The sequence below is a fragment of the Pseudomonas shirazensis genome (assembly GCF_014268785.2).
GTDB classification, from domain to species: Bacteria; Pseudomonadota; Gammaproteobacteria; order Pseudomonadales; family Pseudomonadaceae; genus Aquipseudomonas; species Aquipseudomonas shirazensis.
In genome coordinates, this window is sequence record NZ_JABWRD020000001.1 from 1,873,024 (window position 1) to 1,893,086 (window position 20,063).

The window sequence follows — 20,063 nt, forward strand, 5'->3', positions numbered from 1 at the left end:
GCTAGGCAAATACGGTGACGGTTTGGCGGCTGAGGGCAAGCAGCTCGCCGTCGGCCGTCCACAACGCCGCCGAGGCATGGCCGTAGCCATCCTTGGCGTATTCCGTGTCCACGCAATACCGGCACCAGTCATGGGTGCTCAGTTGCGACCGGGGCTGAATGAATTCGATGGTCCAGGTCAGGGTGCTGCCCGCCGCAGGCTGTTTCAGGTGCGGCAGCAGGCTCGGCGGCCAGGCGTCGACCAAGGCCAGCAGATGCGCTTCGGTCGCGGCCTCCTCAGGCACATCACGCAAACGCACCCAGCCGCCCATTTGCCGTGAAGTGTTGCCACTGAAGGGCAGCCCGCCGAGCGTCCAGCGCAAGGCCACATTGCGCATGAACTCTGGCGTCACACCTTTGATATAAGGCAATTCCGGTGCTGCTTCGGCGAGCGCCTTCATCTCGACCGGGGGCTGCGCAGGAACATCTATCAGCGAGGAGCGGCCCGCGCCAAAGCTGCCCTGCACGATCGTCACTACCTGGCCTTGCTGCACAGCACGTCCAAGCAGGGTGCTGACGGCTTTACCCTCGCGCAGCACCTCTACCTCGAAGCTGATCGGGACATCTGCCGCGGCGGGGGCAACGAAGGTGATGGCCAGCGAGCGGACCGGACGCTCGTCGACGAGTTGCAGGCGCATGCGCTCATAGACCATGGCAGCCATCAGCCCGCCGAAGACTGCGCGCCCCTGCGCCCAGGTGGCAGGCACCGTGACGGCTTCTGGTGATTGTTGTACCGCGGCCAGCAATTGGGTGAAGGTCATGGCGATCTCGCAGGCTTGGCTATCGAATCGGGGCAGCCAGGCGCCCCAGCTGCAACCGATCTTAACCAGCTGCGCTCGCCGATGCAGGCTTCATATCGGTCAATCCAGCGCCTAGCGGCGTGACACTGCATTGTGCAGGCGCTTCAAGGTCAGGTCAGCTTGCCGCTCAGCAGCCTCAAGCTCAGCCTGCCAGGCCGCCTGGCACGGCCGTAGCGCTACGTCGAGCGGTACCTGCGCCAACCATTGCAGACGGTCGTGCCAATCGCCCAGATCGCCTTGCGCGCGCTTGAGCAGGCGCTGCAGCTTGTCGTCGGCATGACCAAGCTGTGGGTAGGCCTCATCGCCATAGCGCACACGCTTGATCAGCAGGCGCAAACGGTGCCGATCGTGGGCTGGGTCGAGTAACCCCTGCTGCAGTTTGTGCCACTGTTTACCGAGGCGTTTGTCGACGCGTTTTTGCAGGCCTTTGACCAGGCCTTCGCGATCCGCTGCCCGCAGAAACGCCGGAAACGCGTCGATGATCGCCAGCATGCGCGTCAACTCGGGACTCGCGGCCACAGTGGCAAAAGTCTGCGCCCTGCCCCGCAGGCGCCGCTCGGCAGCGTCCTGTTGACCACGCTCGCGCAACTCGGCAGCGAGCACCTCACGGTCACGCAGCGGCGTGGTCAGGGCGCCCAGTGCCCGCGCGGCATCTTCCAGCTGATCGACTGCAGGCAAGCCCCGCAGCGGCCGCAGCAAACTGCGCAGGCGCCGCGTGGTGGTGCGTAGGTCGTGCAGGGCTTCACTGTCGACATCAGCCGCCAGCCGCTCGCGGCAGGCGAGCAAGCGCACCTGCAGGGTCAGCACCTGGGCAACCACGTGATCAAGCATGGCAGACATACAACGCTCCTTGTTCAACGCCCGGCGCGGGACTCACGAATGTAGAAGCGGGCCTTCTCGGATTTTTTTGCACAGCCTTCAAAACCTTCGAACTGCTGCTGGGTCTTGGCCCCGGTCAGCAACGACAACGCCTTGGAATAACTGACGGTGCCAGCGAAACCTTCGGCCTTGGCCAGGTCGAGTTCCTTCCAGGCGGCGTCCAGCTGGGTTGCGCAGCTGTCACGATAGGCCGTCTTGCCGGCGCAGCCAGCGAGCGCCACAACCATCAATGGCAGGCAGATCCATGCTTTCATCAGTAATACCTCAAAGTGCACAAGGGAGTGGCCGTTCGACGCTCGGCCAAGCGAAAAGTGCCCTCATCAGCGTAGTCCAGCAAGGCTTGCATTGAAGCCGAGGGCGCAATGGGTGCATTGTTGGGGGATGGTCGCACAGCCGCGAGGGAATGACATGAGTAAACGCGTTGCATTGGTGCTGGGTTCGGGCGGTGCACGAGGCTATGCGCACATCGGAGTGATCGAAGAAATCGAGCGCCGCGGCTACGAGATATCCTGCATTGCCGGCTGCTCGATGGGCGCGGTGGTCGGCGGTATCTATGCGGCCGGCAAGCTCGATGACTATCGCCACTGGATCGAGAGCCTGGATTACCTGGATGTACTGCGGCTGGTCGATGTGAGCTTTCGTCTCGGCGCCATTCGCGGTGACAAGGTATTTGGCCAGATCCGCAAGATTGTCGGTGAAATCAACATCGAACAGCTGCGCATTCCCTATACGGCGGTGGCCACCGACCTCACCAATCAGCAGGAAATCTGGTTTCAGGAAGGCTGCCTGCACCAGGCCATGCGCGCCTCGGCGGCAATACCAAGCCTGTTCACCCCCGTCGTGCAGGGCAACCGCATGCTGGTCGACGGCGGCATTCTCAACCCGCTGCCGATCGTGCCGGTGGTTTCCAGCCACTGTGACCTGATCATCGCGGTCAACCTCAACGCCACCAACCAGAACCAGTACCAGTTGCCGGTGATCGAGCGCCCCGCCGCGTTCAAGAAGCGCTTCGACGCGCTGATGAGTTCGGTGGGTTCGCGCCTGCCGTTCCGCCGCAAGCCGGCAGAGCAGCTCAGCCGCATCGACCAGGCAGTGCTCGCCGAGAACCTGATCGCAAGCAATCCGTGGCTGGGTGAAGCGGCCAACCCCGAAGGCCAGCAACCCGCTGCGGCGCCCGAGAGCGGCGGCGCACCGCGCTCAGCAGCGGGCTCGTTCATCATCGACAACGTCGGCCCGGCGTCCCTGCTCGACCTGATCAACCAGAGCTTCGAGGTCATGCAGACGTCGCTGGCGCAATACAAGATTGCCGGCTATCCGCCAGATGTACTGATCAACGTGCCCAAGCGGGTGTGCCAGTTCTTCGAGTTCTACAAGGCACCGGAGCTGATCGCCCTGGGCCGGGAAATCGCCCGCGACACGCTGGACGTCTACGAGGGCAAGCGGCGCTGATTACCGCGCATTTGCAGGCTGCTGAAACCAGACAGGCCGCATAAGCGGCCTGTCTGGTTTTGGGCAGATCAACTCAGTAGCGAGTGATCTCGGCAGTAGCTGCCAACTGCTTGCGGTAGGCCGCGAAGTCCTGCTGACCGGCACGCGAAGCGAGGTAGCGGCGGATCTGCTGCTTCTCTTCATCAGTGGCCGCAGCGCCTTCGTTGACGCCGCGCAGCTGGACCACCACCAGGCTGCCATCGGCGAGCACGGCACTGGCGTATTCAGGCTTGTCCTTGCCGGCAGGCTTGGCCAGACGGAACACTGCCTGCAGCTCGACTGGATCGATACCTTCCTGGCCGCGGCTGACCGCTTCCTGGACTTTCCAGGTCTGACCGTCATGGCCAGCACCGGCGGCGATCGAACCGTCACGCAGACCGGCAATCAGTTTGTCAGCCTTGGCTTTGAGTTCGGCAGTCGCCTTCTCTTTGGCCAGGTGCTCGCTGATCCGTTGCGCGACTGCTTCCAGCGGCAACTGCTCGGGCTTGCGGTGCTCTTTGACACGCAGCACCAGCACGGTCTCTGGATCCAGCTCGATCGCGCTGCTGTTGGCGCCTTCGTCGATCACTTCCTCGCTGAACGCGGCCTGGACAACCTGGCGGTTAGCTGTGATGCCGTCGCCACCTTCACGCCCGAACGGCGCCGAAGTCTGCACTTTCAAACCCAGGTCCTGAGCCGGCTGGGCCAGGTCGGAGGCTTCGAAGGCGGAGTCTTCCAGTTGTTTGGTCACTTCAACGAAGCGCTGCTCGACCTGCTGGGTTTTCAGCTCGCGGGTCAGCTTGTCTTTCAGGCTGGCGAAGGTCGGCACTTGGGGCGCCTCGACACCCAGCAGCTTGATCAGGTGATAACCGAACTCGCTGCGAACCGGCGGCGACACCTGGTCCTTGTTCAGCTTGTACAGGGCATCTTCAAACTCGGCGTCGTAAGCACCAGGGCCGGCGAAGCCAAGATCACCACCGCTGGCAGCGGAACCGGCGTCCTGCGAGAACTCCTTGGCCAGAGCGGCGAAGTCTTCACCTTTGGCCAGGCGCTGCTGGATTTCTTCGATCTTGGCCTTGGCCTGGGCCTCGCTGACCTTGTCGTTGACATCGATGAGGATGTGCGCGGCATGGCGTTGCTCGGCCAGGTTGGCGATCTCTTTCTCGTACAGCGCTTGCAGCTCGGCCGGATCGACCTTGACCTGGTCGAAGAACGCCGACTTTTTCAGCTCGATGTAGTCGATGACGACCTGATCCGGCGTCATGAACTCCTTGGCGTGCTGGTCGTAGTGCGCCTTGACCTCTTCGTCACTGACCTTGACCGCAGCCGGGTTGGCTTTGAAGGTCAGCGAGGCGAAGTCGCGGGTCTGTTTTTCCAGACGCGCAAACGCCTCGACCTGTTTGTCGGTGACGAAGCTGCTGCCTGCAAGCCCGGTGCGCAGCTGGCCGATGAGCATTTCTTCAGCGAGCATCTCGCGGAACTGCAGGCGCCCGTAGCCCATCTGGCGGATGACCTGGTCGAAGCGGTTTGCATCGAACTTGCCATCAACCTGGAACTCAGGCGTTTGCAGGATCACTTGATCCAGCGCGGCCTCGGAGAACGCAAATTTCGCGTCCTTGGCACCTTCCAACAGCAATTTGCGATCGATCAGGCCTTTGAGCGCTGCTTCACGCAGCATCTTTTCGTCCAGCAGAGCAGGATCGAAGTCCTTGCCCAGCTGTTGCATCAGCTGGCGGCGCTGCATATCGACAGCCTGGCTCAGCTCGTTCTGGCTGATGGTTTCACCGTTTACCTTGGCGGCGTCCTGGCTATGGCTGGCGGCCTGAAAAATCGCCTCGAAGCCCGTCAATGCCATCAGCACGACGATAAGGCCGATGATGGTCTTGGCAATCCAACCCTGTGAATTGTCCCTGATATTCTGCAGCATGCGTCCCCCAGAAACGGTTGTACCACTGCGTCGTCAACCGCGGAGCGTGGGTAGAGTCCTGATAGAAGAAAGGCGCATCCGAAGATGCGCCTTCTCGAAGCGAGCGTGACGGCGGGAACGTTTGCGTCCCGCCGTCACGCGATTGGCCACGGTAGCCCCGCAGCCGGCTGAACAGACGACTTAGTTGACAGCGTCTTTCAGGCCTTTGCCAGGCTTGAAGCCAGGAACCTTGGCTGCAGCGATCTTGATCGCAGCACCGGTTTGCGGGTTACGGCCAGTGCGCTCGGCACGGTCTTTGACCGTGAAAGTACCGAAACCTACCAGAACCACGTCGTCGCCTTTTTGCAGAGCGCCCTGTACGGAGTCGATCACTGCATCCAGAGCCTTACCGGCGGTGGCTTTCGAAATATCAGCAGATGTGGCGATAGCGTCAATCAGTTCCGACTTGTTCACTCTAAGTCCCCTTATATCTCTAATTTAAGTATGTTTCTAAGTATGTAATTAGTGCATGCAAAACGAGCGCTGGGTGGCCTGTTGACACGAGCGTGCCGCTTTATAGCAAGGGCCCGAAAAAACTGTCAAGGAAAGCCCCCCAGCGTGAGACGTATTAGTGCGTGCTGATTCTTTCCTTGGCATCGCTGTCGCGCTTGTCATCCTTCGCGACGATCTCCGGAGCCACATCTGGCAAGGGCTCGGGGGCGTATTGCAGCGCAATTTGGAGGACTTCGTCAATCCATTTGACCGGTTTGATCTGAAGATCCTGCTTGATGTTGTCCGGAATCTCTTTCAGGTCACGAACGTTCTCTTCGGGAATGATCACCGTCTTGATCCCACCCCGGTGCGCTGCGAGGAGTTTTTCCTTGAGCCCGCCGATGGCCAGAACCTGACCACGCAAGGTGATCTCGCCGGTCATGGCCACGTCGGCGCGTACCGGGATCTGGGTCAGTGCCGAGACCAATGCGGTGCACATGCCAACGCCTGCGCTGGGGCCATCCTTCGGCGTCGCGCCTTCAGGCATGTGGATGTGAACGTCGCGCTTCTCGTGGAAGTCAGCGGCGATCCCCAGACTACGGGCACGGCTGCGAACCACGGTTTGCGCCGCTGTGATCGACTCGACCATGACGTCACCGAGCGAACCGGTCTTGATCAACTGGCCCTTGCCAGGGATCACTACCGCCTCGATGGTGAGCAATTCACCGCCCACCTGAGTCCAGGCCAGGCCGGTCACTTGACCGATCTGATCCTGCTGCTCAGCCAGGCCGTAACGGAACTTGCGTACGCCCAGGTGATGCTCGAGCTGCTCGCTGGTGACCTTGACCTTCACCGATTTCTGCCCGCTGTGTTCCTTGACCACCTTGCGGCAGATCTTCGCAATCTGACGCTCGAGGCCACGCACACCGGCTTCGCGCGTATAGAAGCGGATGATGTCGCGGATCGCCGAGACATCGATGTCCAGCTCGTCCTTCTTCAGGCCGTTGGCCTTGACCTGCTTGGGCACCAGATACTTGACCGCGATGTTGATCTTCTCGTCTTCGGTGTAGCCCGGCAGACGGATGACTTCCATTCGGTCGAGCAGCGCCGGCGGGATGTTCATCGAGTTCGAGGTGCACAGGAACATTACGTCGGACAGGTCGTAATCGACCTCCAGGTAATGGTCGTTGAAATTGTGGTTCTGCTCGGGATCGAGTACTTCCAGCAGTGCCGAGGCCGGATCGCCGCGCATGTCGCTGCCCATCTTGTCGATCTCGTCAAGCAGGAACAGCGGGTTACGTACGCCAACCTTGGTCATTTTCTGGATCAGGCGGCCCGGCATGGAGCCGATGTAGGTACGCCGGTGACCACGAATCTCGGCCTCGTCACGCACGCCACCAAGGGCCATCCGGACGAACTTGCGATTGGTAGCAGTGGCGATCGACTCGGCCAGCGAGGTCTTGCCGACGCCAGGCGGGCCAACCAGGCACAGCACAGGACCACGGATCTTTTTCACCCGCTTCTGTACGGCGAGATACTCAAGGATGCGCTCCTTGACCTCGTCCAGGCCATAGTGGTCGGCGTCGAGAATTTCTTCAGCCTTGGCCAGGTCCAGGCGGACCTTGCTCTGGGCTTTCCATGGCACCTGCACCAGCCAGTCGAGGTAGGTCCGCACCACGGTAGCTTCAGCCGACATAGGCGACATCTGCTTGAGTTTGTTCAGCTCAGCCTGAGCCTTGGTCAGAGCATCTTTGGGCAGGCCAGCGGCATCGATGCGCTTTTTCAGCTCTTCGACTTCGTTGTGGCCTTCATCGCCATCACCAAGCTCCTTCTGAATGGCCTTCATCTGCTCATTCAGGTAGTACTCGCGCTGGCTGCGCTCCATCTGCTTCTTGACCCGGCCGCGGATGCGTTTTTCCACCTGCAGCAGGTCGATCTCGCCATCCAGCAAGGCCAGCACGTGCTCGACCCGCGCCTGCAGGTCGACGATCTCGAGGATCTCTTGCTTCTGCTCGATCTTCAGCGCCATGTGCGCGGCCATGGTATCGACCAGGCGTCCCGGCTCTTCGATGCTGTTGAGCGAGGACAGTACTTCAGCCGGGACTTTCTTGCCCAACTGCACGTACTGCTCGAACTGCGACAGCAAGCTGCGCACGAACACTTCCGACTCACGCTCTGGGGCGTCGGTTTCATCGATCAGGCTGACGTCGGCACGGACATGCCCATCAACCTCGTTGAAACGCTCGACAGCGCCGCGCTGCTCACCCTCGACCAGGACCTTGACGGTGCCATCGGGCAGTTTCAGCAGCTGCAGGACAGTGGCGATGGTGCCGACGCGGTACAGGGCGTCTTCACCTGGATCATCATCGGCAGGGTTTTTCTGGGCAAGCAGCAGGATCTGCTTTTCGCCCGTCATCGCCGCCTCGAGGGCTTCGATGGATTTTTCGCGCCCCACAAACAGCGGGATAACCATGTGCGGGTAAACGACGACATCGCGCAATGGCAAAAGAGGCAAGTCGAGGGTTGTCTTCATGATTTCGCCTCTACAGCGGCCTTATGGCCGAATCCGGTGGAAATAGTGCTTGGACCTAATGTGGGGGTAGGTCCTTCAAATTACAAGCACTTAAGCGGGAAAAGCAGAAAGGGGCCCGAAGGCCCCTTTCATTTTTCACAACGGCTGCCTGGATCAGGCGTCCGGTGCGGCTTTGGCCTGCGGCTCGTTGTTCTCGTAAATGAGCAACGGCTGCGAGGCACCTTCGATGACGCTCTCGTCGATCACCACCTTGCTGACTTCCTTCTGCGAAGGAATCTCGTACATGGTGTCGAGCAACACGCCTTCGAGAATCGAACGCAGGCCACGGGCGCCGGTTTTGCGCTCCAGAGCCTTGCGCGCGACGGCCTTGAGAGCGTCGCTGCGGAACTCGAGGTCCACGCTTTCCATCTCGAACAGCTTGGCGTACTGCTTGGTGAGAGCGTTCTTCGGCTCGGTGAGAATCTGCATCAGCGCAGCTTCGTCGAGTTCATCGAGGGTAGCCAACACCGGCAGACGGCCAACGAACTCAGGGATCAGACCGAACTTGACCAGATCATCAGGCTCGACTTCACGCAGGGATTCACCAACCTTCTTGCCTTCTTCCTTGCTGCGCACTTCTGCACCAAAACCGATGCCACCTTTGGTGGAACGGCCCTGGATGACCTTCTCGAGGCCAGAGAATGCGCCACCGCAAATGAACAGGATATTGCGGGTATCAACCTGCAGGAATTCCTGTTGCGGGTGCTTGCGACCACCTTGCGGCGGCACGGAAGCCACGGTGCCTTCAATCAACTTCAACAGCGCTTGCTGCACGCCTTCACCCGAAACGTCACGGGTGATCGACGGGTTGTCCGACTTGCGCGAAATCTTGTCGATTTCGTCGATGTAGACAATGCCCATCTGGGCCTTCTCCACGTCGTAGTCGCACTTTTGCAGCAGCTTCTGAATGATGTTCTCGACGTCCTCGCCAACATAACCGGCTTCGGTCAGGGTGGTGGCGTCGGCGATGGTAAACGGTACGTTCAGCAGGCGTGCCAGGGTTTCGGCGAGCAGCGTCTTGCCCGAGCCAGTAGGCCCGATCAGGAGAATGTTGCTCTTGCCGAGTTCGACTTCGTCGCCCTTCTTATCACGCTGATTCAGGCGCTTGTAGTGGTTGTATACCGCTACCGCGAGCACCTTCTTCGCGCGCTCCTGACCAATCACGTACTGGTCCAGGATGCCGCTGATTTCTTTCGGCGAAGGCAATTTGTGCGCATTGCTTTCGGCCTGGGCTTCCTGCACCTCCTCTCGGATGATGTCGTTGCACAGGTCGACGCACTCGTCGCAGATAAATACCGAGGGCCCAGCAATCAATTTGCGCACTTCGTGCTGGCTTTTGCCGCAGAAGGAGCAATAAAGCAATTTGCCGCTGTCCTCGCCGTTACGGGTGTCAGTCATTCGATCGATCCAATCCGGTAGGCTTGCAACACAAGATGAAGGCAATTGCGGGCTTTTTCAAGTCCGCAGGCAGGCGCTTTTGACGCCTGCCTGCTCTGGCCCTGAGGATCAGGACGCCAGCTGCCGCTTGTCGTATACCGAGTCGACCAGGCCGTACTCGGCCGCGCGCTGCGCGCTCATGAAGTTGTCACGCTCAGTATCACGCTGGATCGTCTCGAGATCCTGGCCAGTGTGGTAGGCCAGCAGCTCGTTGAGACGGGCCTTGATGCTGAGGATTTCCTGGGCGTGGATCTGGATGTCGGTGGCCTGACCCTGGAAGCCGCCAAGCGGCTGGTGGATCATGACGCGCGAGTTCGGCAGGCAGTGACGCTTGCCCTTGGCACCCGCGGTCAACAGGAAGGCACCCATGCTGCAGGCTTGGCCGATGCAGATGGTGGAGACATCCGGCTTAATGAACTGCATGGTGTCGTAGATCGACATACCCGCAGTCACTGAACCGCCCGGTGAGTTGATGTAGAGATGGATATCCTTGTCCGGGTTTTCCGCTTCGAGGAACAACATCTGCGCCACTACCAGGTTGGCCATGTAGTCTTCTACAGGACCTACCAGGAAGATCACCCGCTCCTTCAAGAGGCGCGAGTAGATGTCATAGGCGCGTTCGCCGCGAGCGGACTGCTCGACAACCATCGGGACCAGACCGCCTGCGGCCTGGATGTCAGAGCTCTGCTGAATATAAGAATTGCGGGACATGTCCTGCACTCACTCCCAAATAGTCATGGCTTGAATACGCACAAGCCAGCGCGAAGGCTGGCTTGTGGTGGTTTCCTACGAGAGCTGCAGATTACTCAGCTTCGGCAGGAGCCTGTGCTGGTTTTACTGCTTCTTCGTACGAGACCGATTTGTCGGTCACAGTCGCTTTCTGCAGGACAGTATCTACAACTTGCTCTTCCAGCACAACCGAACGCACTTCGTTCAGCTGCTGGTCGTTTTTGTAGTACCAGCTGATGACCTGCTCAGGCTCCTGGTAAGCGGAAGCCATTTCTTCGATCATCTCGCGGACCTTGCCTTCGTCAGGCTTGAGGTCGAACTGCTTGACCACTTCAGCCACGATCAGACCCAGCACGACGCGGCGCTTGGCTTGTTCTTCGAACAGCTCGGCCGGCAGTTGCTCAGGCTTGATGTTGCCACCGAACTGCTGAACAGCCTGTACGCGCAGACGGTTGACTTCGTTTTCCAGCAGCGCTTTTGGCACTTCGATCGGGTTGGCGGCCAGCAGACCGTCCATGACCTGGTTTTTCACCTTGGTCTTGATCGCTTGGCGCAGTTCACGCTCCATGTTCTTGCGAACTTCGGTGCGGAAGCCTTCCAGTGTGGTTTCCTTGATGCCGAACTGGGCGAAGAACTCTTCGTTCAGCTCAGGCAGCTGGGGAGCCGAAACGCTGTTCACGGTGATGGTGAACTCAGCAGCTTTGCCAGCCAGATCGAGGTTTTGGTAGTCCTCTGGGAAGGTCACATTGACAACGCGCTCTTCGCCAGCTTTGGCGCCTACCAGGCCATCTTCGAAGCCTGGGATCATGCGGCCGGAGCCCAATACCAGCTGGGTTCCCTTGGCCGAGCCACCGGCGAACTCTTCACCGTCAACCTTGCCGACGAAGTCGATGTTGACCTGATCGTCGATCTGCGCAGCGCGCTCGACAGTTTCAAAGCGGGTGTTCTGCTTGCGCAGGACTTCCAGCATGTTGTCCAGGTCAGCATCAGCCACTTCGGCGCTCAGACGCTCGACGTTGATCGAGTCGAAGCCGGCAACGGTGAACTCTGGGAACACTTCGAAGATGGCAACGAATTCCAGGTCCTTGCCTTTTTCGAAGGACTTTGGCTCAACGGCCGGGGCGCCAGCCGGGTTCAACTTCTGCTCAACCACAGCTTCGTAGAAGGACGACTGAACCAGGTCACCGAAGGCTTCCTGACGGGCAGCTTCTTCGTAACGCTGGCGGATCACGCTCATTGGCACCTTGCCAGGGCGGAAGCCCGCAACCTTGGCGCGACGGGCAGTCTGCTGCAGACGCTTGTTGACTTCGGTCTCGACGCGCTCGGCCGGGACGGCGATGGTCATGCGGCGCTCGAGAGCGGAAGTGTTTTCAACCGAAACTTGCATGGATATTCCTCGTTGCACAGACGTTAGCCGGCGAAAGCCCGACTCCAGAATCAAGGGCAAGCATTCTAGTGACTCACGCACCAGAAGTCACCCCACTCAAGACGACGGGAAACCTCGCCGATCGATTTCATGGAAAACCCTGCGCAAAATGCGCCAGGCCTCATCTATAAAGGGCTGCACGCAGGCAGCCGCAGCCCCTGACTGAAAAACCTTGTCAAACAAACACGGCGGCAATCAGCCGCGCTCGGGGTCGATCTCGTTGAACGCGCAGTACTCATCCCACTCCATGCCCAACGCCTCGGCCACCTCACGGTGCACCTCAAGACGCATGGCGTGCAGTTCTTCAGGGCTCTGAGCGACCAGTTGCAGGGTCAGCTCCCAGGGCTCGATGCCCTGCTCCTGCGCTGCATCATCAAAGGCCCACTGGATCTGCTGAGCCTGCTCGCGCGGGCTCAATTCGCGGATCTCTTCGAGCATCTGCGGATTGGCCTCGGCAAAGCGTTGCAGTGCCAGCGCCTGGCGAGCTTCTTTGGCTATCATCGGGCATTTCCTCTGGCGGCAGTTGGCCGCAATTCAACCAGCTGAAATCTATCAGCTTTTACTGAATTGTCACCAGCGCAGCGTGCGCTTGTCACTATCGTGTCAAAGCGCGTCCAGAGGCTGCAGACGCCGAGCACGAGCGGCCCGAGGTGCACCTGCGGGCTAGCCCCCCAATCAGCAGGGGCCGCCCAAGACCTTTGCGGCAATAATGGGCGCGATCAGACGAAACTGATGTTATGACGCTGCGCGCCGTAGACTACACGTGCCGCTGTAATCAGCTGATGTGGGATCTCTACATAGGGCACGTCGGAGTTGGTCAGCGCCACATCGAACAATTGCACCAGCCTGGAATTGCGGCGCACAAGAATCACGTCCGACCAATCCGTATTGGTGACTGCGACGGGGATGAAGTCGGTGCGCTTCATGAAACTGCCCAACGCCTCGAGAACACCCAGATTCTGCTTGGTGCCCATGACGCTGTGACAGCAATCATTGAGCATCATGATGCCATCTTCACCGAGAAACTCCTGATAGCGCATCATATCGCGCAGGACGTATTCGTACTGATGATTGGCATCGACATACACCAGGTCAAACTGATGAATGCCGGTTTGTTGACGGACCTTGTCGATGGCACTGATGGTATCGGCCCGGATCATGCTCACTTCCGGCTTGTCGACGAACTTCGCTGCGCACTCGTCATAGAGCGCATCCCAGGTCGCCGGGTCGTGCATAGAGCCGCCATAGTAGTACTCGTAGGCATCAACCGGTGCGACCCACTCCGGCAGCTCGTCGAATGGGCTGTAGGCATCGTTGGCCGCAGCGCTCCAGCTGTCAATCAGAACCATACGTTCCGGCTCCATGGCCGCATACATCTTCAATGCGTTTTCCCCGCGGAGCACACCCAGCTCCGCCACCAATGGGCGCTTTTCAAGCGACTGGAATACTGCACCCAGCAAACGATAAAAGTTGTCTCGATTGGTATGGCAGACTTTCATGGTTGATCCTTGTATGCACGAGAGTGGCGCGCCAGTAGACCAGCGGCAGACCTCCCACCTAGCAAGAAACCGACCAACAAGAATAAAAAACTAATAGATTCAACAGATTATTCGCGCAAGCCACCCCCCGACAGCCTGCCTCATGCGAAGGCGGCGCCAGCCAAATGACGCCCCCCCCTCGAAATGAAGGCAAAAAAAGGCGCCTGATCATTCGATCGAGGCGCCTTTAATATAAATATGGGGTGGACGATGGGAATCGAACCCACGACAACCGGAATCACAATCCGGCGCTCTACCAACTGAGCTACGCCCACCATAGTGCGGTACTGCGTTGAAACCTTGAAGCATGGTGCGGATGAAGAGACTCGAACTCTTACAGCTTGCGCCGCTGGAACCTAAATCCAGTGTGTCTACCAATTCCACCACATCCGCATGCAACACTTAAATCAAAGGCGCCAGATTGTTCAATCAAGGCGCCTTCGAAAAATATGGGGTGGACGATGGGAATCGAACCCACGACAACCGGAATCACAATCCGGCGCTCTACCAACTGAGCTACGCCCACCATATAGCGGCATTACGTTACTGCATCACTTGCGTGCCTAAGCTGCCTAATGGCGCACCCGGCAGGACTCGAACCTGCGACCATCCGCTTAGAAGGCGGATGCTCTATCCAGCTGAGCTACGGGCACATAAGCAATCTGCCTAACCTCACAGGGGCTGGCAGCAACGCTGCGAACCACCCATTCTGCCCGACTTCGCCAACCAGTGATAGGCTGTGCCCGACAAGTGCGCCGAATGTTATAGGCGAGCTGTAAAAGCGTCAACACCTTTCTCTAAAAAATCGAAATTATTGAAGGAGTTAGAGGATTTGCCCGACCACCCGCCTTTGCCCTCGGGCCGTGTCGTGCGAGAATGCGCCATTCTATCTGTTTCTTTCTCGATGGTTAATCACGCGTCTATGACTGCACACCTTATCGATGGCAAGGCGATCGCCGCCAACCTGCGCCAGCAGATCGCTCAACAGGTCGTGGAGCGCCGCCAGCAAGGCCTGCGCACGCCAGGCCTGGCAGTGATCCTGGTCGGCACCGATCCCGCCTCCCAAGTCTATGTATCGCACAAGCGCAAGGACTGCGAAGAGGTCGGCTTTATCTCCCAGGCGTTCGACCTGCCCAGCGAAACCTCCCAGCAAGCGCTGACCGACCTGATCGACCAGCTCAATGAGGACGCCGCAGTCGACGGCATCCTCCTGCAGCTGCCGTTGCCGGCGCACCTCGACGCTTCGCTGCTGCTCGAGCGGATTCGCCCTGACAAGGACGTCGACGGTTTCCATCCGTATAACGTCGGCCGCCTCGCCCAGCGCATCCCGCTGCTGCGCCCATGCACCCCGAAAGGCATCATGGCGCTGCTGGAAAGCACCGGCCAGGACCTGTACGGGATGGACGCTGTGGTCGTCGGCGCCTCGAATATCGTTGGCCGGCCGATGGCGATGGAGCTGCTGCTGGCCGGCTGCACCGTGACCGTCACTCACCGCTTCACCAAGGATCTGGCCGAACACGTCGGCCGCGCCGATCTGGTCGTGGTTGCGGCGGGCAAGCCGGGCCTGGTCAAGGGTGAGTGGATCAAGCCGGGCGCGATCGTCATCGACGTCGGCATCAACCGCCAGGAAGACGGCAAACTGGTCGGCGATGTGGTCTACGAGACTGCCCTGCCCCGTGCCGGCTGGATTACGCCGGTACCAGGCGGCGTTGGGCCGATGACTCGCGCCTGCCTGCTGGAAAACACCTTGTATGCGGCGCAAGAGCTGCATAAATAAGGTCAACGCCAACGGTGGCCACGGCTGCTACAGCGTGAAAAACGGCACTCATGTGCCGTTTTTTTGAGCCCAGTTCATCAGATGCGCTTGAGCACTCCACCAGGCCACTGCTCTGGCTGAACGTAGCCGTGCGCCCACACCAGCACATCCTCCGCCGGCATGGGCCGTGCAATCGCATACCCCTGAGCCAGATCACAGCCCAGCGCCATCAATACCAGGCCATGCTCGTGAGTCTCAAGACCCTCGGCGATGACATCGCGGCCAAAGGCCCGAGCCAAGCCGATCACCGCCCGGGTCAGAGCCAGGTCATCCTGATCATGCAAAATGTCCCGCACGAACGACTTGTCAATCTTGATCGTCTGCGCCTGCAATCGCTTCAGGTAGCTGAGCGAGGAATAGCCGGTACCGAAGTCGTCCAGCGAGAAACGCACCCCAAGGCCCTGACAAGCCGCCAGGCATTGGCTTACGTGCTGTATATTCTCGATGGCGACCGACTCGACGATCTCCAGGTCCAGCAGCGCCGGATCGACCGAGGCATGGCGCGCCAGCAATTGCTCCAGACGCTCGGCAAAATCAGCGCGCTGCAAATGACGCGCGGCGATGTTGACGCTGACCGACCATTGATGACTTTGCGTGTGCCAGCTCTGCAATTGCTTCAAGGCCTGCTCGATCACCCATTCGCCCAGTTCGACGATCAGGTCGGTCTGCTCGACCAATGGCAGAAAATCTCCAGGCATCACCATTCCGTTGAGCGGGTGCTGCCAGCGCAGCAGCCCTTCAAAACCCAGCACTTCACCGCTGCGCATATTCACCTTGGGCTGGTAATGCAGGCACAGCTCACCGTCATGCAGGGCCTGGCGAACCCGCGCCACGGTCTGGTGAGTGGCCTTGAGTTCAAGCTCCTGCGTCACGTCGAACAGGTGGTAACGGTTGCGCCCGCGCTGCTTGGCGACATACATGGCCTGATCGGCGTGGCGCACCAGGGTGTCGGCATCCTCGTCATCCTGCGGAAACAGGGTAACGCCGATGCTCGCACTGACGATCACGGTCTGCTCGCGTAACGGGTACGGCGCCGCCAGGGCATCGAGGATGCGCTGCAGGCCTGCATGCAGCTGGTCACTGTCCTTTACATGGCGCAGGATCAGCACAAACTCATCCCCTGACAGCCGCGCCACCGAGTCCCCTGCGCGCAAGATGTTTTGCAGACGGCTCGCCACTTCTACCAGCAACCGGTCACCCGCGGCATGCCCGTAGCCGTCATTGACCGCCTTGAACCGGTCCAGATCAAGCATGCACACGGCCAACGGAATGTTCTCTCTGCGAGAAAAGGCCAGGGCCTGATTGAGCAGATCGGACAGGTAGGCGCGATTGGGCAGCCCGGTCAACACATCGTGTCCGACCCGCCACTGCAGGGTGTGCAGCAGTTGGCGCTTTTCGGTCACGTCGAAGCGAATCGAAACGTACTTGCGAACCTTGCCCGACGCCGGATCAACCAACGGCACCATGGTGCTGTCGACCCAGTACAACGAACCGTCCTTGGCACGGTTGCAGATCTCGCCTTTCCAGACCTGCCCGGCCACCAGCGCGCGCCACATATCGAGAAAGAACTCAGGCTCGTGCAGGCCCGAATTGAGGATCCGGTGGTTGGCGCCGAGCAGTTCCTCCCGGCTGTAGCCGGATATGCTGCAAAACTGCTGGTTGACGTAGGTGATACGCCCGCTCAGGTCGGCTTCGGAAAAAATCGCGGCCGCGTCCACGGCCGCGCGGTAGTTATCGTCCATATGCCATCCTGGCCCAGCGCTTGAACCGCTCTATCCATACAGATTAGACGGCCGCTCAAGCAAAAGCGGCGGATTCTACGTGCCCATGCCGAGAATGGAAATGAGGCCAAAGCATCAGCGTACTGGCTAGCGCCGTTTGGGTCCAAGCGGCATCTGCCGCGCCTTACACAGCAAATTGCTCTGGCGCGAGCTTTTGCACAGGTAATTTCCCGCGCCAGAGAGGCTAAATGCAATAGCTCGCAACTGGTCAGACCGGTCAGGCCAAATTCACTTGCAATGTAGGAAATTTCGCGGTTTTATGATCGGGCACTGAACAAACCGGTAAGACCACAATAATTAAGTCCTGCGCTCTTTGGCCCGCTGCTCCATCGAAGCAAGGACACCGATCTGAGACTCCTCCCATGCTTAAGTGGTGCTCGCGTTCGATTTTCCTTCAGGTGGTGCTAGGGCTGGCCCTTGGTATCGTTTGCGGCCTCAGCTTCCCTGAGGTCTCCCTCCAGTTGAAACCCCTCGGCGACGGCTTTATCAAGCTGATCAAGATGCTCATCGGCCTGATCGTGTTCTGCGTGGTGGTCAGTGGCATTTCCGGTGCCGGCGACCTGAAAAAGGTCGGGCGCATCGGCCTCAAGTCGGTCATCTACTTCGAGGTACTGACAACTATTGCCCTGGTCATCGGCCTGGTGTTCGCCTTCAGTACCGGCATCGGTAGCGGCGCCAACATCCATCTGGATCAACTGTCTGTTGCCGACGCCAATGGCCTCGCCGATCGTGGCCAGCAGGTCCACAGTACCGCCACCTTCCTCATGGGCCTGATCCCGACCTCGGTCATCGGCGCCTTCGCCGACAACAACATCCTGCAGGTGCTGCTGTTCTCGGTGCTGTTCGGCAGTGCCCTGAACCTGGTTGGTGAAGCCGCGTCCGGCATCTCGCGACTGATCAACGAACTCAGCCACGTGATCTTCCGCATCATGGGCATGATCGTGCGCCTGGCGCCGATTGGCGTGTTCGGCGCAATCGCCTTTACTACCAGCAAATATGGCCTGGAGTCACTGCACCACCTGGGCGGCCTGGTCGCGCTGTTCTACCTGACCTGCGCCGGCTTCGTGCTGGTCGTGCTCGGCACCGTGATGCGCCTGTCGGGCCTGCGCCTGCTGCCACTGATCAAGTACCTGCGTGAAGAGCTGACCATCGTCATGGGCACCGCTTCGTCCGACGCTGTACTGCCGCAGATCATGCGCAAGCTCGAGCACCTCGGTATCGGCAGCTCGACGGTAGGCCTGGTGATCCCTACCGGCTACTCGTTCAACCTCGACGGTTTCTCGATCTACCTGACCCTGGCCATCGTGTTCATCGCCAATGCCACCGGCACGCCGCTGGCCATGACTGACCTGATGACCATCTTGCTGGTATCGCTGGTCACCTCCAAAGGCGCCCACGGCATCCCCGGCTCGGCACTTGTGATCCTCGCAGCCACGCTGACCGCTGTGCCGGCGATCCCGGTGGTTGGCCTGGTGCTGGTGCTGGCAGTGGACTGGTTCATGGGCATCGGTCGCGCCCTGACCAACCTGATCGGCAACTGCGTCGCCACCGTGGCCATCGCCCGCTGGGAAAAAGACATCGACCTGGAGCGCGCCAATAACGTGCTCAGCGGCAAACCGGGCTTTGCCCACCAGCCGCGCAAACAACCCATCGCCCATCAACAGGAGTTCTGATTGATACAGGCCGGCAGCGATGCCGGCCTGCTTCAGGAGCGTTATGCAACTTTTATCAGGAAACGACCAATGATCAGTTCATCGACCGTGGTCACATCAGTAGTGGAAAAATTGCGTCAGGCGCTGGCCCGCGGCCAGTGGCGCAGCGGCGAGATGCTGCCCGGCCAGCGCGAGCTGGCCGAACAGATGGGCATCAGCCGGCCGAGCCTGCGCGAAGCGGTAACCGTCCTCGAAACCCTCGGCCTGGTGCGCTCGCTACCGGGCAAAGGGGTGCTGGTCCTGGACGCTGACGCCGCCGCAGCGCAAGAGCCGGTCGGCGACGCCGTCGGCGCTGCCAGTCTGGCCGACGTGCTCGAACTGCGTTACACCCTTGAGCCGTTTATCGTCGGCCTGGTCGCGCAGTCGGCCAACAGCCAGGACATAGGCCAACTACGCCTGACCCTGATGGACATGCGCGAGGCGCTTGACGCCAGCGACAGCGAAGCCGGCGTCAACGCCTACATCGCCTTCCACCAGGAGCTGTTTGCCCTGACCACCAACCCGATTTTCCAGAGCGTGGTGCAACAGACCGGCAATGCCCTCAAGCAAAGCGCCGACATGCTGCGCAATTCGCCCGAGCACCTGACTGCGCGCCTGCGTGAGAACGAAGCGGTAGTGCGTGCCATCCGTGACAAGAACAGCGCCCAGGCCAGTGCCCAGATGCGTCGGCACATCCTTCAGGAAGGCCAGCGCATGGGTATCGAACTGAATATCCCGGACGAACACCCCGGCCCATGACTCCAGGAGAGCGACCATGACCGCTTGCGCCCACGCCGCCCAGCCCCTGCCTGCCCTGCTCGGTGCCGGCGAGACCCGCCTCTCTGCCGAGCAGATCTACCCACGCTTGTTCGACGCCATCCTCGAACAGCGCCTGCCACCTGGCAGTGCACTGCCGGAACAGGCCCTGGGCGACGCCTTTGGCGTCAGCCGCACGGTGATCCGGCGGGTGCTTGGGCGCTTGTCCGATCAGCAAGTGGTGGTGCAGCGTCCAAGCCACACCGCGCACCTGGCCGCACCCGACCCGCAACAGGCGCGGCAAGTGCTCAGCGCCCGCCGCCTGGCCGAAACTACCCTGATCACCCTGGCGACCCAACGGGCCCGCCCCAATCAGATCCGGCAACTACGGCAACTGGTCGAGCGCGAGCGCCAGCACCATGAACAAGGTGAGCGCTGCACGGCGATCCGCCTCGGCGGCGAGTTCCACCTGAAGCTTGCGCAGATGGCCGCCAACGCACCCTTGGCGCGCTTTCTCAATGGCCTGGTGCCGATGACTTCGTTGATCATCGCCCGCTATGAGTCACCCTGCTGCGACCACTGCGCCTGGGAAGAACACGCCGCGATCATCGATGCCGTCGAAAGTGGCGACAGCAGCGCGGCGCTGACCTTGATGCACGAGCATCTGGACCGGCTCGAAGCCAAGCTCGATCTCGGCCAGGACCACAGCCTTTAGCAAAAACCGCCGCGGGGCCG

General features: G+C 60.2%; 17 protein-coding genes and 4 tRNA genes. 5 read left to right on the forward strand and 16 right to left on the reverse strand.

Going from position 1 to position 20,063, the window contains the following annotated elements; genetic code table 11:
* Position 1 precedes the first annotated feature (1 nt).
* From HU736_RS08510 to HU736_RS08520, 3 genes are all read right to left on the reverse strand, one after another.
* The gene (locus tag HU736_RS08510) at positions 2 to 799 is read right to left on the reverse strand and encodes an acyl-CoA thioesterase (protein WP_186699389.1); all 798 of its coding nucleotides are present in this window, start codon (positions 797 to 799) and stop codon (positions 2 to 4) included.
* 111 nt (positions 800 to 910) lie between these two features.
* On the reverse strand, positions 911 to 1,678 hold the full coding sequence (locus HU736_RS08515; protein ID WP_186699391.1) for a CHAD domain-containing protein: 768 nt from the start codon (positions 1,676 to 1,678) through the stop codon (positions 911 to 913).
* Positions 1,679 to 1,692: 14 nt separating this feature from the next.
* Positions 1,693 to 1,971, reverse strand: coding sequence for a hypothetical protein (locus HU736_RS08520; protein WP_101321064.1), 279 nt, complete (start codon positions 1,969 to 1,971; stop codon positions 1,693 to 1,695).
* A gap of 154 nt (positions 1,972 to 2,125) precedes the next feature.
* Between HU736_RS08520 and HU736_RS08525 the strand changes: the two genes are divergently transcribed.
* Entirely contained in the window at positions 2,126 to 3,166 is a 1,041-nt protein-coding gene (locus HU736_RS08525; protein ID WP_150572405.1) for a patatin-like phospholipase family protein, read from the forward strand.
* A 73-nt stretch (positions 3,167 to 3,239) separates the two neighbouring features.
* Here HU736_RS08525 and HU736_RS08530 read toward each other — a convergent pair whose 3' ends face one another.
* The 12 genes from HU736_RS08530 to HU736_RS08585 form a co-directional block, all read right to left on the reverse strand.
* Positions 3,240 to 5,111 (reverse strand): SurA N-terminal domain-containing protein, encoded by a 1,872-nt coding sequence (locus tag HU736_RS08530; protein WP_103437965.1) that lies wholly within the window; start codon positions 5,109 to 5,111, stop codon positions 3,240 to 3,242.
* A gap of 180 nt (positions 5,112 to 5,291) precedes the next feature.
* On the reverse strand, positions 5,292 to 5,564 hold the full coding sequence (locus HU736_RS08535) for an HU family DNA-binding protein (RefSeq protein ID WP_101321070.1): 273 nt from the start codon (positions 5,562 to 5,564) through the stop codon (positions 5,292 to 5,294).
* A gap of 154 nt (positions 5,565 to 5,718) precedes the next feature.
* Complete coding sequence (gene lon, locus HU736_RS08540) at positions 5,719 to 8,115, reverse strand: endopeptidase La (protein WP_101321072.1); 2,397 nt, start codon at positions 8,113 to 8,115, stop codon at positions 5,719 to 5,721.
* A gap of 153 nt (positions 8,116 to 8,268) precedes the next feature.
* Positions 8,269 to 9,552, reverse strand: a complete 1,284-nt coding sequence (gene clpX / locus HU736_RS08545) for an ATP-dependent Clp protease ATP-binding subunit ClpX (RefSeq protein WP_103437966.1) — start codon at positions 9,550 to 9,552, stop codon at positions 8,269 to 8,271.
* A 108-nt stretch (positions 9,553 to 9,660) separates the two neighbouring features.
* Positions 9,661 to 10,302: an ATP-dependent Clp endopeptidase proteolytic subunit ClpP gene (gene clpP, locus HU736_RS08550; protein WP_101321077.1), complete on the reverse strand. Its 642-nt coding sequence runs from the start codon at positions 10,300 to 10,302 to the stop codon at positions 9,661 to 9,663.
* Between the two features lie 91 nt (positions 10,303 to 10,393).
* Positions 10,394 to 11,707, reverse strand: a complete 1,314-nt coding sequence (tig, locus tag HU736_RS08555; protein ID WP_103437967.1) for a trigger factor — start codon at positions 11,705 to 11,707, stop codon at positions 10,394 to 10,396.
* Positions 11,708 to 11,941: 234 nt separating this feature from the next.
* Positions 11,942 to 12,247: a DUF6388 family protein gene (locus tag HU736_RS08560; protein ID WP_186699393.1), complete on the reverse strand. Its 306-nt coding sequence runs from the start codon at positions 12,245 to 12,247 to the stop codon at positions 11,942 to 11,944.
* Between the two features lie 218 nt (positions 12,248 to 12,465).
* Positions 12,466 to 13,245 carry a class I SAM-dependent methyltransferase gene (locus HU736_RS08565; protein WP_186699395.1) on the reverse strand — a complete coding sequence of 260 codons (780 nt, stop codon included), beginning with the start codon at positions 13,243 to 13,245 and terminating at the stop codon, positions 12,466 to 12,468.
* 238 nt (positions 13,246 to 13,483) lie between these two features.
* A tRNA-His gene (locus HU736_RS08570) sits at positions 13,484 to 13,559 on the reverse strand.
* Between the two features lie 33 nt (positions 13,560 to 13,592).
* Positions 13,593 to 13,677: transfer RNA gene (locus tag HU736_RS08575), tRNA-Leu, on the reverse strand.
* Positions 13,678 to 13,734: 57 nt separating this feature from the next.
* Positions 13,735 to 13,810, reverse strand: a tRNA-His gene (locus HU736_RS08580).
* Positions 13,811 to 13,860: 50 nt separating this feature from the next.
* Positions 13,861 to 13,937, reverse strand: a tRNA-Arg gene (locus HU736_RS08585).
* Positions 13,938 to 14,206: 269 nt separating this feature from the next.
* On the opposite strand from HU736_RS08585, the gene folD reads away from it, so the two are divergent.
* On the forward strand, positions 14,207 to 15,061 hold the full coding sequence (gene folD / locus HU736_RS08590; RefSeq protein WP_101321083.1) for a bifunctional methylenetetrahydrofolate dehydrogenase/methenyltetrahydrofolate cyclohydrolase FolD: 855 nt from the start codon (positions 14,207 to 14,209) through the stop codon (positions 15,059 to 15,061).
* A gap of 77 nt (positions 15,062 to 15,138) precedes the next feature.
* Here folD and HU736_RS08595 read toward each other — a convergent pair whose 3' ends face one another.
* A complete protein-coding gene (locus HU736_RS08595; RefSeq protein ID WP_186699397.1) occupies positions 15,139 to 16,842 on the reverse strand; it encodes a putative bifunctional diguanylate cyclase/phosphodiesterase in 1,704 nt (567 codons plus the stop codon).
* A gap of 401 nt (positions 16,843 to 17,243) precedes the next feature.
* On the opposite strand from HU736_RS08595, the gene HU736_RS08600 reads away from it, so the two are divergent.
* From HU736_RS08600 to HU736_RS08610, 3 genes are all read left to right on the forward strand, one after another.
* A complete protein-coding gene (locus HU736_RS08600) occupies positions 17,244 to 18,554 on the forward strand; it encodes a C4-dicarboxylate transporter DctA (RefSeq protein WP_103437970.1) in 1,311 nt (436 codons plus the stop codon).
* 69 nt (positions 18,555 to 18,623) lie between these two features.
* Positions 18,624 to 19,331, forward strand: a complete 708-nt coding sequence (locus tag HU736_RS08605; protein WP_103437971.1) for a FadR/GntR family transcriptional regulator — start codon at positions 18,624 to 18,626, stop codon at positions 19,329 to 19,331.
* Positions 19,332 to 19,347: 16 nt separating this feature from the next.
* Entirely contained in the window at positions 19,348 to 20,043 is a 696-nt protein-coding gene (locus HU736_RS08610) for a GntR family transcriptional regulator (RefSeq protein ID WP_101321089.1), read from the forward strand.
* Positions 20,044 to 20,063: the final 20 nt, after the last annotated feature.